Here is a 14306-nt window from a genome sequence, read left to right as displayed (position 1 = left end):
GCACGATACCCGCTTCTTCAGGCTCCTAAAGCCAGGGCGGGTTTTCTTTAGTTATGGTGCAGGAATGCTTAGGAGAGGAGTTTTTAGACATGGGTGAAGCAGCGTATGTGACCGTCTCAGCGCTGACAAAGTATATAAAACGAAAATTCGATGTAGATCCTCACCTTGAAAATATTTGGATTAAAGGCGAATTGTCGAATGTAAAGATACACACACGAGGGCATATTTATTTCACTTTAAAAGACGAAAACGCAAGAATGCAGTCGGTGATGTTCGCGAGACAAAGCGAGCGTCTGCCTTTTAAACCTGAAAACGGAATGAAAGTGCTGGTAAGAGGCGGAATTTCCGTATATGAACCGAGCGGAAACTATCAATTATATGCCAAAGAAATGCAGCCTGACGGGGTTGGAGCGCTTTATTTAGCGTACGAAGAATTAAAAAAGAAGCTTGCCGGAGAAGGTTTATTTGACGACCGCTACAAAAAACAAATCCCCGCATTTCCAGCCACAATCGGGGTTGTGACATCTCCAACGGGTGCCGCTGTCAGAGACGTTATTACAACTCTAAAAAGAAGATATCCCCTTGTAAAAGTCATTGTTCTTCCAGCGCTCGTACAAGGTGAAAATGCGAGCAGATCCATCGTTACGCGCATTGAAGAGGCAAATGAAAAAGAGATTTGCGACGTATTAATTGTCGGGAGAGGCGGCGGTTCGATAGAAGAACTGTGGGCATTCAATGAAGAAATTGTAGCACGCGCCATCTTTGCTTCCAATATTCCGATTATATCGGCAGTCGGACATGAGACGGATTTTACGATCAGTGATTTTGTCGCCGATATCAGAGCTGCGACGCCGACAGGAGCAGCTGAAATTGCTGTGCCTCATACCACTGATTTAATCGAACGGACAAAAACAGCGGAAGTCAGAATGACAAGGGCAATGCAGCAGCATCTCGGCCAGAAAAAAGAACGGATACAAACGCTGCAATCGTCCTATGCCTTTCGTTTTCCAAAGCGTTTGTATGCGCAAAAGGAGCAGCAGTTTGACCTCGCGTACCAGCAGTTTCAAGCACAGCTGACCGCTCTTTTAGATCGGAAAAGCAGACAGCTGGAGCGTGAAACGTACAGATTAGAGGCACTGCATCCTCATGAACAGCTGAAACAAGCGAGAACACGATACCAGGAACAAACAAATCAGCTGAGAAAAAATATGAATATCCAAATGAAGCAGCTGCATTCCCAATTTCAAACCGTTCTTGGGAAGCTGAATGCACTAAATCCTCTTCAAGTGATGGAAAGAGGATACAGCTTGGCTTATAAAGAAGATAAACTCATTAAAAGTGTCAGTCAGATAGAAGAGCAGGACCGGCTTGAAGTCAAGCTGAAGGATGGCGTGCTGACCTGTGAAGTATTAGAAAAGAGAGGGGAAGAAAAATGACAGACGTGAAAAAAAATGAAAACATGACATTTGAAGAAGCGATGAAAGGGCTTGAGAGCATTGTATCAAAGCTTGAAGAGGGAGATGTGCCTCTAGAGCAAGCCATTAACTATTTCCAAGAAGGCATGGCTCTGTCAAAAATGTGCCATGAAAAGCTGCAAAAAGTCGAAAAGCAAATGGACTTCATTTTAAAAGAAGACGGCGAACTGGCACCTTTCAGTGTTCAGGAGGAAGACGAAGGTGACAAATAAATTAACGAGCTTTCTGGCGGACCGGAAAAAAACAATTGAAAATCAGCTTTCTGTCTATACAGAAAAGCTTGATATGCCGGACTCATTAAAGAAATCTATGCTGTATTCTCTACAGGCCGGCGGAAAGCGGTTGCGGCCTCTGATTGTACTGGCTGTTTTAAACGCATATGGAAAAAGCGAAAAAGACGGCATTCCGGTGGGCTGTGCTGTCGAAATGATTCACACGTATTCGTTAATTCATGATGATCTTCCATGCATGGATGATGACGATTTACGTCGCGGGAAGCCGACAAACCATAAAGTGTTTGGTGAAGCGACGGCAGTATTAGCGGGTGACGGGCTGCTCACAGAAAGCTTTAAGCTGATTACCTCCCACGTGTCAGACGAGGTGTCAGCAGAAAAGCGCCTGCGGCTTGTGAATGAACTGATTTCAGCGGCAGGCACCGAAGGCATGGTCGGTGGGCAAATAGCTGATATGGAAGCGGAAAACCGACAAGTCACGCTTGAAGAGCTCGAATCCATTCATGAAAGGAAAACTGCCAAGCTTCTTGGTTTTTGTGTAATCGCCGGTGCTATTTTGGCTGATGCGCCTGAGGAAGACATTGAAACACTGCGTACCTTCAGCAGCCACATTGGAATCGGATTTCAAATCAGAGACGATATTTTAGATTTAGAAGGCAGTGAAGAGAAAATCGGCAAACGTGTCGGCTCGGATACCACAAATGACAAATCGACATACCCGTCGCTTCTTTCATTGGAAGGGGCCAAACATAAATTGGATGTTCATATAAAAGAGGCGAAGCGATTGATCGGCGGACTCTCTCTTCAAAAAGACCTTTTATATGAGCTTTGTGATTTAATTGCGGCAAGAGATCACTAAAACGATCCTAATTTGAAGCGGCTGCACGAGATATGGTAAAATGTAAGCAGTTTATATGAAAAATGAAAAGGAAAAGCGCGTTTGTCTTTTTTTATGTCTGAGATTATTGTCAGCTCGGCATGCAAAAGACATGTATCATTGCAGAAATTCATGCTGAAAGTGAGTTGATCCGCTTTGGATCTTTTATCAATACAGGACCCGTCGTTTTTAAAAAACATGTCCATTGATGAATTAGAGAAATTAAGTGATGAAATCCGTCAGTTTTTAATTACAAGTTTATCCGCTTCCGGCGGCCACATCGGCCCAAACTTAGGTGTCGTAGAGCTTACTATTGCTCTGCATAAGGAATTTAACAGCCCGAAAGACAAATTTTTATGGGATGTAGGCCATCAGTCGTATGTCCATAAGCTGCTGACAGGACGCGGAAAAGAATTTGCGACGCTTCGCCAGTACAAAGGGCTTTGCGGATTTCCAAAGCGGAGTGAAAGCGAGCACGATGTTTGGGAAACCGGGCACAGCTCGACTTCTCTGTCAGGCGCGATGGGAATGGCAGCTGCCCGTGATATTAAAGGAACGGATGAATATATTATTCCGATCATTGGTGACGGCGCGCTGACCGGCGGTATGGCGCTCGAAGCCCTTAACCACATCGGCGACGAGAAAAAAGACATGATTGTCATCCTTAATGATAATGAAATGAGTATTGCGCCGAATGTCGGTGCCATTCACTCTATGCTCGGACGGCTCCGTACTGCGGGGAAATACCAGTGGGTCAAAGATGAGCTTGAATACTTATTTAAAAAGATTCCGGCAGTTGGGGGCAAGCTTGCCGCCACGGCAGAACGGGTCAAAGACAGCCTGAAATACATGCTCGTCTCCGGAATGTTTTTCGAGGAGCTTGGCTTTACGTATTTGGGCCCAGTGGACGGACATTCTTATCATGAGCTGATTGAGAATCTTCAATACGCCAAAAAAACGAAAGGCCCTGTTCTTCTGCATGTCATCACGAAAAAAGGGAAGGGGTACAAACCGGCTGAGACCGATACGATTGGGACATGGCATGGTACCGGACCATATAAAATTAATACCGGTGACTTTGTAAAGCCGAAAGCCGCAGCTCCTTCGTGGAGCGGCCTTGTCAGCGGAACTGTGCAGCGAATGGCGCGCGAGGACGGACGCATTGTAGCCATTACGCCGGCTATGCCTGTCGGTTCAAAGCTTGAAGGTTTCGCAAAGGAATTCCCTGACCGGATGTTCGACGTAGGAATCGCAGAACAGCATGCCGCAACGATGGCGGCAGCTATGGCGATGCAGGGTATGAAGCCGTTTTTGGCGATTTACTCAACCTTCCTGCAAAGGGCATATGACCAAGTTGTTCATGATATCTGCCGCCAAAACGCCAATGTGTTTATTGGAATTGACCGTGCAGGACTCGTTGGCGCTGATGGAGAGACACATCAAGGCGTGTTTGATATTGCGTTTATGCGCCACATTCCAAACATTGTCTTAATGATGCCGAAAGACGAAAATGAAGGCCAGCACATGGTTCATACAGCACTTAGCTATGACGAAGGCCCGATAGCGATGCGTTTTCCGCGCGGAAACGGACTCGGCGTAAAAATGGATGAACAGTTGAAAACGATTCCGATCGGTACGTGGGAGGTGCTGCGTCCAGGGAACGATGCTGTCATCTTAACATTCGGCACAACAATCGAAATGGCGATTGAAGCAGCCGAAGAGCTGCAGAAAGAAGGCCTTTCCGTGCGCGTTGTGAATGCCCGTTTTATTAAGCCGATTGATGAAAAGATGATGAAGAGTATCCTAAAAGAAGGCTTGCCAATTTTAACAATTGAAGAAGCGGTCTTAGAAGGCGGTTTCGGAAGCTCGATTTTAGAATTCGCTCATGATCAAGGTGAATATCATACTCCGATTGACAGAATGGGTATACCTGATCGGTTTATTGAACACGGAAGCGTAACAGCGCTTCTTGAGGAAATTGGACTGACAAAACAGCAGGTGGCAAATCGTATTAGATTACTGATGCCGCCAAAGACACACAAAGGAATTGGATCATGACGTCAAAGAAAGAACGATTAGATGTATTATTAGTGGAAAGAGGGCTGGCGGAAACGCGTGAAAAAGCCAAAAGAGCCATTATGGCGGGGATCGTCTATTCAAAAGAAAACCGCTTGGACAAGCCTGGAGAAAAAATTGACCGCGACCTTCCGTTAACCGTCAAAGGAAACCCGTTGAGGTATGTGAGCAGGGGCGGCGTAAAGCTCGAAAAAGCGTTGAAGGAATTTCCCGTCTCTGTCAAAGATAAAATTATGATTGATATTGGCTCCTCCACCGGCGGTTTTACGGACTGCGCTTTGCAAAATGGAGCTAAACAGTCATACGCTGTGGATGTAGGCTATAATCAGCTTGCATGGAAGCTTAGACAGGATGAACGGGTCGTCGTGATGGAACGGACGAACTTTCGTTATGCAACACCGGCAGACTTTACAAAGGGCATGCCGGAGTTTGCCACAATTGATGTGTCCTTTATTTCACTGCGGCTCATCCTGCCTGTCCTAAGGACTTTACTCGTACCGGGCAGCGACTGCATGGCTCTAGTTAAGCCTCAGTTTGAAGCGGGACGGGAATCCGTCGGCAAAAAAGGGATTGTCAGAGATCCTAAAGTGCATGCTGATGTGCTCAAGCGAATGATCAGCTTTTCTGCCGCTGAAGGCTATATCTGTAAAGGCTTGTCATTTTCTCCAATCACGGGAGGAGACGGAAATATTGAGTTTCTCCTTCATTTGCATTGGCCGGGAGAGGGACAGGAAGGCCAGGAGCTGCCGGAAGAAGAGATCATGCGCGTTGTAGAAGAAGCACATAAGACGTTAAAAGAAAAAAAAGCAGATGTACCGGAATAATAGGGCGCTATTATTCCTTTTTTCTGCATTCATGTACAATGTGCAGAGAATCATATAACATAAAAGAACAGATAAGCTTGGAAATAGAGGTGCTTACATGAACAAAGGCCAGAGGCATATTAAAATCAGAGAGATCATTACAAGCAATGAAATCGAAACGCAGGATGAATTGGTCGACATGCTAAAGCAGGATGGATACAAAGTAACGCAAGCCACGGTATCACGGGATATTAAAGAACTTCACCTTGTAAAAGTGCCTACAAACAATGGTTCTTACAAATACAGTCTTCCGGCGGACCAGCGTTTCAATCCGCTGTCTAAGCTAAAGCGGGCATTGATGGACGCATTTGTGAAAATAGACTCAGCAAGCCATATGATTGTGCTGAAAACGATGCCGGGCAATGCCCAGGCAATCGGGGCGCTGATGGACAATTTGGACTGGGATGAAATGATGGGGACCATTTGCGGGGATGATACGATTTTAATTATTTGCCGGACTCCTGAAGATACAGAAGGCGTAAAAAACAGGCTCCTTGAACTGCTGTAACAGAAAATCTAACAAAGATAAGAGGTGTAATGCTGTTTGTTAGCTGAACTATCGATTAAAAACTTTGCCATTATTGAGGAACTGACGGTTTCTTTTGAACGCGGGCTTACGGTTTTAACAGGAGAAACCGGAGCCGGCAAATCCATCATCATAGATGCCATTTCTCTTTTAGTCGGAGGCCGCGGATCATCTGAATTTGTTAGATATGGGGAAGCAAAAGCCGAACTTGAAGGGCTGTTTCTGTTGGAGAGCGGCCATCCTGTTTTAGATGTATGCGCTGAGCAGGGAATCGACGTTTCAGACGAAATGATCGTCATGAGAAGGGATATCAGCACGAGCGGGAAAAGCGTTTGCCGTGTCAATGGCAAGCTTGTCACGATTGCTTCGCTAAGAGAGATCGGCAGGCTTTTATTAGATATTCACGGGCAGCACGATAACCAGCTGTTAATGGAAGACGAAAATCATCTCCAGCTTTTGGACAAGTTTGCCGGGGCCGAAGTGGAAAGCGCGCTTAAAACGTATCAGGAAGGGTACCAGCGGTATATGAAGCTGCTCAAAAAGCTTAAGCAGCTTTCTGAAAGCGAACAGGAAATGGCCCATCGTCTTGATCTTATTCAATTTCAGCTCGAAGAAATCGAATCGGCAAAGCTTGAGCTTAACGAAGATGAACAGCTCCAAGAAGAGCGCCAGCAAATTTCAAACTTTGAGAAGATATATGAGTCGCTGCAAAATGCATATAACGCGCTTCGCAGTGAGCAGGGCGGATTGGACTGGGTTGGAATGGCATCAGCGCAGCTTGAAGATATATCTGATATTAATGAACCGCTGAAAAAAATGTCTGAAAGTGTTTCGAACTCCTACTATTTGCTTGAGGATGCCACATTTCAGATGAGAAATATGCTGGATGAGCTTGAATTTGATCCGGAACGCCTGAACTATATTGAGATGCGACTTAATGAAATCAAACAGCTGAAACGAAAATACGGTGCCACTGTTGAAGACATTTTGGAATATGCTTCTAAAATTGAAGAAGAGATTGACCAAATTGAAAACAGGGACAGCCACCTTCAAAGCTTGAAAAAGGAGCTTGACTCCGTCGGCAAAGATGTCGCAGTGGAAGCGGCAAATGTGTCACAAATCCGAAAAACATGGGCGAAAAAGCTGGCTGATGAGATTCATCGGGAATTAAAAAGCCTGTACATGGAAAAATCAACTTTTGATACGGAATTTAAGGTCAGAACAGCGTCACGCAATGAAGAAGCTCCGCTTGTAAACGGCCAGCCCGTTCAGCTGACTGAACAAGGGATTGACCTGGTGAAGTTTTTAATTTCGACCAATACAGGCGAGCCGCTGAAATCCCTTTCGAAAGTCGCTTCAGGTGGAGAGCTGTCACGGGTGATGCTTGCCATAAAAAGCATTTTCTCCTCACAACAGGATGTGACATCGATCATTTTTGATGAGGTTGATACCGGTGTAAGCGGCAGGGTCGCACAGGCAATCGCTGAGAAGATCCATAAGGTGTCAATAGGATCACAAGTGCTGTGTATTACACACCTCCCTCAGGTGGCTGCCATGGCCGATACGCATCTTTATATTGCGAAGGAGTTAAAAGACGGCAGAACGACAACACGTGTCAAGCCGCTCTCTAAGCAGGAAAAGGTAGCGGAAATCGGGCGCATGATTGCAGGTGTCGAAGTAACCGACTTAACGAAACGCCATGCGAAAGAACTTTTAAAACAAGCGGATCAAGTCAAAACAACTGGGTAAGCTGCGCGAGAAGCGCAGCTTATTTTTTTCGTGCACATCCATTCGTTCATCAGTATATCCAATGTTTTTCTTCATATGACAGTTATAAATAAGCCGTCAGAAGGCAAAATTAAATGATGTAGCAGCAAGTCATAAAGAAGGTGTGGGATAGGAGCGAGGAGAGTGAAGTAGTGAATGCCCGATAACATCAGAAAAGCAGTAGGTTTAATTCTCCTTGTTTCGTTATTAAGTGTAGGTTTATGCAAACCGCTAAAAGAATATTTACTGATTCCAACGCAAATGAGAGTATTTGAAACCCAAACACAAGCGATTGAAACGAGTTTATCGGTAAACGCTCAGACATCAGAATCCTCAGAAGCGTTTACAGTAAAGAAAGATCCGCATGAAATCAAGGTGACGGGCAAAAAATCAGGTGAGTCAGAATTGGTATATGATCTTGCCGGATTTCCAATTAAAAAAACAAAAGTGCATGTTCTTCCTGATTTAAAAGTTATACCTGGCGGACAATCAATCGGTGTAAAACTTCATTCCGTCGGTGTTCTTGTCGTCGGATTTCATCAAATCAATACAAGTGAAGGCAAAAAATCTCCGGGAGAAACGGCAGGAATTGAAGCGGGCGACATCATTATTGAGATGAATGGACAGAAAATTGAAAAAATGAATGATGTAGCCCCATTTATTCAAAAGGCTGGGAAAACTGGTGAATCTTTAGACTTACTGATCAAACGTGATAAACAGAAAATCAAAACGAAGCTGATCCCAGAAAAGGATGAAGGAGAAGGCAAATACAGAATCGGGTTATATATCAGAGATTCTGCTGCCGGCATAGGCACTATGACCTTTTATGAACCGAAAACAAAAAAATACGGAGCACTTGGCCACGTGATTTCCGATATGGACACAAAGAAACCAATTGTAGTGGAGAATGGAGAAATTGTTAAATCCACTGTAACATCAATTGAAAAAGGGACAGGCGGTAATCCGGGAGAAAAACTGGCGCGATTTTCCTCAGAACGCAAAACGATCGGGGATATTAACAGAAACAGCCCGTTTGGGATTTTCGGCACACTGCATCAGCCGATTCAAAACAACATATCAGATCAAGCATTGCCGGTTGCGTTTTCTACCGAAGTCAAAAAAGGGCCGGCTGAAATTTTAACGGTTATTGATGATGACAAAGTAGAAAAATTCGATATTGAAATCGTCAGCACAACGCCGCAAAAATTCCCTGCGACAAAAGGAATGGTGTTGAAAATTACCGATCCAAGGCTGTTGAAAGAAACAGGAGGCATCGTACAGGGGATGAGCGGAAGCCCGATTATTCAAAATGGAAAAGTGATCGGTGCTGTCACCCATGTATTTGTAAATGACCCGACAAGCGGCTACGGTGTTCATATTGAATGGATGCTGTCAGAAGCAGGAATCGATATTTATGGAAAAGAAAAAGCAAGCTGACTGCCGGAGTTTCCGGCAGTTTTTTTATTTTGATCCCTCTTCACTTCTCAGAATACATACGGTAAAATATACAAAAGAAGATTTTTCGACAAATTCACGTTTCCTTGTTTGTCAAATTTCATTTTTAGTCGAAAAACAGAGAAAAACATAGAATAACAAAGATATGCCACTAATATTGGTGATTATGATTTTTTTAGAGGGTATATAGCGGTTTTGTCGAATGTAAACATGTAGCAAGGGTGAATCCTGTTAACTACATTTGGGGAGGAAGAAACGTGGAGAAAATTAAAGTTTGTGTTGCTGATGATAATCGAGAGCTGGTAAGCCTGTTAAGTGAATATATAGAAGGACAGGAAGACATGGAAGTGATCGGCGTTGCTTATAACGGACAGGAATGCCTGTCGCTGTTTAAAGAAAAAGATCCCGATGTGCTCGTATTAGATATTATTATGCCGCATTTAGACGGACTTGCGGTTTTAGAGAGGCTGAGGGAATCAGATCTGAAAAAACAGCCGAATGTCATTATGCTGACAGCCTTTGGGCAGGAAGATGTCACGAAAAAGGCCGTCGATTTAGGCGCGTCCTACTTTATTCTCAAACCGTTTGATATGGAAAACCTTGTCGGCCATATCCGCCAGGTCAGCGGAAATGCCAGCAGTGTGACGCATCGTGCGCCATCATCGCAAAGCAGTATTATACGCAGCAGCCAGCCTGAACCAAAGAAGAAAAATCTCGACGCGAGCATCACAAGCATTATCCATGAAATCGGCGTCCCAGCCCATATTAAAGGCTATCTCTATTTGCGCGAAGCAATCTCAATGGTATACAATGACATCGAATTGCTCGGCAGCATTACAAAAGTCCTCTATCCGGACATCGCCAAAAAATTCAACACAACCGCAAGCCGTGTAGAAAGAGCGATCCGCCATGCAATTGAAGTGGCATGGAGCAGAGGAAACATTGATTCCATTTCCTCGTTGTTTGGTTATACTGTCAGCATGACAAAAGCTAAACCTACCAACAGTGAATTCATTGCAATGGTTGCGGATAAGCTGAGGTTAGAGCATAAGGCTTCTTAAACATGAGCTTATTAAGTGGTCATTAAATCAAACGTCTTTTATTTATTAGTTTGCGCTGATAAATAGGAGGCGTTTTGTTTTGGGGACATTTGTTAGTATGGGAGAAGAATATTAAGTATCCGCATATAGTAAAGGAAGGGTTTGAAAAGTAAGGAAAGCAAATGGCGGTATTACCTGCACTCTTGGTCCATTCATACATCTTATAGGATCACGAAGCATGATCGACTCTAGATGTTTCCGTTATAAAATGAAACCTTTCTCCTACAAAATCGTAAGTAAGGCGTATTCATGTAAAAAGGAGACGTACGAATGAAAAAGAAAAAAGCAAGAAAGCGTGAGGGGTTTTTCCTGGATTTTCTTTTCGAAGTTGGTGGGGAGCTCTTTCTTTTGCTGTTTAGATGTGTACACAAACTATTTATATAAAGGGAAAAAAGACTGCCGAATCGTTTCGGCAGTCTTTGCACATTAATCTTTATAAGGCACCCAGCCTGGCGTGTTCACAATTGCTTGCCATAGCGGTTCAGGCAAATGATATTTTTCTTTATCTGTGCCTTTGATCACTGTTTCGATTTGCTTTTCACGGCCTTCTTTTACTTTTACCGTCCAGTCAGGGTCAACTAGAATTTCGCGTCCCATAGCGACTAGCGGAATACCGTTTTCGATGACGGCAAGCGCGTCATCAGCGGAATGGATGGAACCGACGGCGATCAGCGGCACTTTGTTTCCGACACGTTCATTCAATAAGTCCATGCGTGTGCGAGTCGGATCTGCACCGCGGCGCGCTTTTGAGTTCACGTCCATCAGTGAGATATGAAGATAGTCCAATTCTTTATCCCCTAAAGCATCAACAAGCGTATAAGTTTCAGTCATTGTCAATCCCGGTGTCTCAGGTTCTTCCGGAGACAGACGGTAGCCGACTAAGAACGCACCCTTCGCATGTTCTGAAGCGGCTTTTTTCACTTCATCGACAATAGCGAGCGGGAAGGCTAATCGTTTTTCATCGCTTCCTCCCCAGCGATCCGTGCGCTGGTTGGTTTTCGGAGAATAAAACTGCTGAATTAAGTAGCCGTTTGCACCGTGAATTTCGACACCGTCAAAGCCCGCTTCAATGGCACGTCTTGTCGCTTCTCCAAACGCCTTCACAATGTTTTCCACTTCTTCTTCTTTTAATGCGCGAGCAATTTGTTTGCCGTTATCAAACACGTCACTTGGCCCCACAACATCTTGTTGAGGAACGAGCTCAGACGGGCACTCAATACCGCCGTGATGAATTTGTACAACAGCTTTAGCGCCTTGTGCCTGAATGGCTTGTGCTAACTTTTTTAAACCTGGAATGTTGGAATCGTCATGGATGGCCGGCTGCCCGGGGAATGCTTTTCCGTCCGGTGTAACATTTGCGCAGGCTGTAATCACCATTCCCATCTCTTTTGAACGGGGGATGATGTAGTCGAGCTCCGCTTCAGATATTGTACCGTCTTCATTAGAAGCGTAATGAGTCATCGGTGCTACTGCGATCCGGTTGTCGATTGTAACGCCGCTTTTAAACGTAAATGGTTCAAACAGAGGCTTATACTTAGGATTCATTTGATCATCTTCTTTCGTTTGGATTCGCACATATTCTAGCCTATATGTAAAAATTAATGCAATTGATCTGCTTTACCGACTGAATATCTTGAGTGCAGAGTGATGTTTTCGCCGCTCTTTTTCGGGGCCTTTGTAGCCGCCGCTGATTTGGTGGCCGATGGAGCATGTGATGACAGTTGCCGCCAGCAGCAGAACGAATTTTTTCATGGCTTTAACTTCTTTCAATAAAGTAAATATCCTTTAAAAGGTTACGCTTGGCTGACCCACCCGTCAAACGATTTGCTCACCCTATTCTCAAATTTTTAAAAATGAATAAAAAGTTGCTTCTTTCCGCTAATTTTTTCTAATTGGCGCCTCAATTAGAGCCATCCTCATAGACAAATCTGCTCGTTATCTTTCTAACAACAGGAAATGATCGGGTCGTATAGCCCTTTTGAAAATCATGGAACTTGCTCGCCTGCATTCGCGTTGTCTTTACAAATTCGCCATTCTGGTCAAAGATAAAAGCCAAACATCAGGAAGAGGTGGTCATGTGAAACAAACGGTTCTTTTGCTGTTTACTGCGCTCTTTCTTTCGGGGTGCAGTGTTGCAAGTGCGGATGACTCAGTGCCAAGGTTTACCGAAGAGGGAAAATACATTGGCTCGGCTGATCCTCATACGATTGCGGTTTCTCTTAATGGAGAAGAAACCATGATACAAGTTCCGAAGGATAAACGTGATGAATGTGAATCACTGCCAGATCAGACACATGTCCTGGTGAAATATACAAAGAAGGATAATGGAACTTTACAGCTGGAAGATATTCAGCTGCGAAAGAACTCGTCATAAAAAGACCGGAGGGAGTAAGTTGAGAATGTTATGGAGGAGCTTGGCGCTGTGCGGATTGGCTTTGACGCTCGCGCCTTGTGCACAGGCAGCAGAGCCGATAGAAGGGAAAACAGTGTATATTGATGCCGGACACGGCGGTGAAGATAGTGGAGCGGTCGGAAACGGGCTCTTTGAAAAGGATATTAATTTGGCTGTCTCAGAGCATGTGACAGACAAACTAAAAGAGGAGGGAGCCAATCCTGTTGCATCCCGGTCTGACGATCATTTTCTGACCTTGGAGGAAAGAGTGGCTAAGGCAAGTGCCAATCAGGCTGACCTTTTTGTCAGCATTCATGTGAATTCAGGGGTTGCTTCAGCTTCAGGAACAGAAACGTATTTTCAATCTGATTATGAAGGGGAGAACAGCCGGCGTCTGGCATCCGATATTCAGTCAGAGCTCGTTTCTTCCTTACAAACGAGAGACAGGGGCGTGAAAGAATCAGACTTTTACGTCATTACATATTCACAAATGCCAAGTGTGTTGGCGGAGCTTGGGTTTATCACGAACAGCTCTGACGCGGACAAGCTGGGAAGTGAAGAATACCAGCAAAAGGCCGCAGATGCGATTGTCAACGGCATTGATTCTTATTATGATCAGTAGATTGATACAGCCTTAATCCTAGAGTGGAGCCGACAAAATAAGTATAATGGAGAAAACTTTAGGGTTTGAGGTGAAACGATGACAAAGATTTTTGCCCACCGGGGGCATCAGGTCAATTTCCCGAAAATACAATGCTTGCATTTGAAAAAGGAATTGAAGCCGGAGCGGATGGGATAGAGCTTGATGTACAGCTGACGAAAGACGGACGCATTGTTGTAATTCATGATGAAAGACTTAATCGCACGACATCACTTAAAGGATTCGTGAAGGATACAGCCTATGATGAGGTAAAGACTGCAAATGCGGCCGCTGGTCACGATCAAGCGTACAGCGATATAAAAGTGCCGCTGCTAGAAGATGTGCTCTCGTGGGCGGTAAAAAAGGATTTTCTCATCAACATTGAATTAAAAAACAGCGTGATCCGCTATGAGGGAATGGAAGAAAAAGTGCTGGAGGCAGTGAAGCGATTCAATGTAGAGGAGAGAGTCATCCTATCCACCTTTAATCATGACAGCTTGGCGCTATGCGCCCGGCTTGCGCCGCATATTGAACGGGCAGTATTAACTTCAGATGTGCTTTATCAGGCAGATCGATATATCGCGTCTATTCCGGCTTCCGGCTATCACCCGAAGCTAAACAGCCCAGGAGTCACAGATGAAGTGCTGAAGAAAATGAGAAACAGTTCGATTAAGGTAAGGCCGTATACAGTTAATCGTCTGGAAGATATGAAGCGTCTCATTGAAGCGGGAGCAGACGGCATGTTTACCGACTTTCCAGAAAAGGCTTCGGCATTGCTGAAAAATGAATAGTTGTTAGAAGGAGGCTGTTTGACGCAGCCTTCTTTTTTCATTCATTCATGCCCGTTTCAAAGCATACATTCATAGAAGACAACTAGAAATTGTAAGCGCTGTCTATCTTCT

The 14306-nt window shown here is 44.5% G+C and carries 13 protein-coding genes and 1 pseudogene; 12 read left to right on the top strand and 2 right to left on the bottom strand.

Annotated features, from left to right (window positions below; all coding sequences use genetic code 11):
* The first annotated feature begins 89 nt into the window (after positions 1-89).
* The 9 genes from xseA (at position 90) to spo0A (ending at position 10333) form a co-directional block, all read left to right on the top strand.
* Positions 90-1436, top strand: a complete 1347-nt coding sequence (xseA, locus tag ACFVP7_RS13700) for an exodeoxyribonuclease VII large subunit (RefSeq protein WP_070547524.1) — start codon at positions 90-92, stop codon at positions 1434-1436.
* The gene (locus tag ACFVP7_RS13695) at positions 1433-1687 is read left to right on the top strand and encodes an exodeoxyribonuclease VII small subunit (RefSeq protein ID WP_003226409.1); all 255 of its coding nucleotides are present in this window, start codon (positions 1433-1435) and stop codon (positions 1685-1687) included. The genes xseA and ACFVP7_RS13695 overlap by 4 nt, the downstream gene beginning before the upstream one ends.
* A complete protein-coding gene (locus tag ACFVP7_RS13690) occupies positions 1677-2567 on the top strand; it encodes a polyprenyl synthetase family protein (RefSeq protein WP_129110525.1) in 891 nt (296 codons plus the stop codon). The genes ACFVP7_RS13695 and ACFVP7_RS13690 overlap by 11 nt, the downstream gene beginning before the upstream one ends.
* Positions 2568-2741: 174 nt before the next feature.
* Positions 2742-4643, top strand: coding sequence for a 1-deoxy-D-xylulose-5-phosphate synthase (gene dxs, locus ACFVP7_RS13685; RefSeq protein WP_268555510.1), 1902 nt, complete (start codon positions 2742-2744; stop codon positions 4641-4643).
* Positions 4640-5485 (top strand): TlyA family RNA methyltransferase, encoded by an 846-nt coding sequence (locus tag ACFVP7_RS13680; protein WP_396582298.1) that lies wholly within the window; start codon positions 4640-4642, stop codon positions 5483-5485. The genes dxs and ACFVP7_RS13680 overlap by 4 nt, the downstream gene beginning before the upstream one ends.
* A 97-nt stretch (positions 5486-5582) precedes the next feature.
* Positions 5583-6032 carry an arginine repressor ArgR gene (argR, locus tag ACFVP7_RS13675; protein WP_003230265.1) on the top strand — a complete coding sequence of 150 codons (450 nt, stop codon included), beginning with the start codon at positions 5583-5585 and terminating at the stop codon, positions 6030-6032.
* Positions 6033-6068: 36 nt separating this feature from the next.
* A complete protein-coding gene (recN, locus tag ACFVP7_RS13670) occupies positions 6069-7799 on the top strand; it encodes a DNA repair protein RecN (RefSeq protein WP_167559478.1) in 1731 nt (576 codons plus the stop codon).
* A 174-nt stretch (positions 7800-7973) separates the two neighbouring features.
* Positions 7974-9254: a SpoIVB peptidase gene (spoIVB, locus tag ACFVP7_RS13665; protein ID WP_004398697.1), complete on the top strand. Its 1281-nt coding sequence runs from the start codon at positions 7974-7976 to the stop codon at positions 9252-9254.
* 275 nt (positions 9255-9529) lie between these two features.
* Positions 9530-10333, top strand: a complete 804-nt coding sequence (gene spo0A / locus ACFVP7_RS13660) for a sporulation transcription factor Spo0A (RefSeq protein ID WP_003226427.1) — start codon at positions 9530-9532, stop codon at positions 10331-10333.
* 465 nt (positions 10334-10798) lie between these two features.
* Here the strand turns inward: spo0A and ACFVP7_RS13655 are convergent, their stop codons facing one another.
* The gene (locus ACFVP7_RS13655) at positions 10799-11917 is read right to left on the bottom strand and encodes an NADH-dependent flavin oxidoreductase (RefSeq protein ID WP_017696437.1); all 1119 of its coding nucleotides are present in this window, start codon (positions 11915-11917) and stop codon (positions 10799-10801) included.
* A 72-nt stretch (positions 11918-11989) separates the two neighbouring features.
* On the bottom strand, positions 11990-12142 hold the full coding sequence (locus ACFVP7_RS13650) for a hypothetical protein (RefSeq protein ID WP_122060483.1): 153 nt from the start codon (positions 12140-12142) through the stop codon (positions 11990-11992).
* A 307-nt stretch (positions 12143-12449) separates the two neighbouring features.
* On the opposite strand from ACFVP7_RS13650, the gene ACFVP7_RS13645 reads away from it, so the two are divergent.
* From ACFVP7_RS13645 to ACFVP7_RS13635, 3 genes and pseudogenes are all read left to right on the top strand, one after another.
* Positions 12450-12746, top strand: a complete 297-nt coding sequence (locus ACFVP7_RS13645) for a hypothetical protein (RefSeq protein ID WP_014480225.1) — start codon at positions 12450-12452, stop codon at positions 12744-12746.
* 19 nt (positions 12747-12765) lie between these two features.
* On the top strand, positions 12766-13386 hold the full coding sequence (locus ACFVP7_RS13640) for an N-acetylmuramoyl-L-alanine amidase (protein ID WP_072173938.1): 621 nt from the start codon (positions 12766-12768) through the stop codon (positions 13384-13386).
* A gap of 78 nt (positions 13387-13464) precedes the next feature.
* Positions 13465-14195 (top strand): annotated as a pseudogene (locus ACFVP7_RS13635) (glycerophosphodiester phosphodiesterase).
* The last annotated feature ends 111 nt before the right edge of the window (positions 14196-14306 follow it).

This window comes from Bacillus sp. SG20033, assembly GCF_044570195.1.
Taxonomy (GTDB): Bacteria; Bacillota; Bacilli; order Bacillales; family Bacillaceae; genus Bacillus; species Bacillus subtilis.
This window is presented reverse-complemented; position numbering and strand designations above follow the sequence as displayed.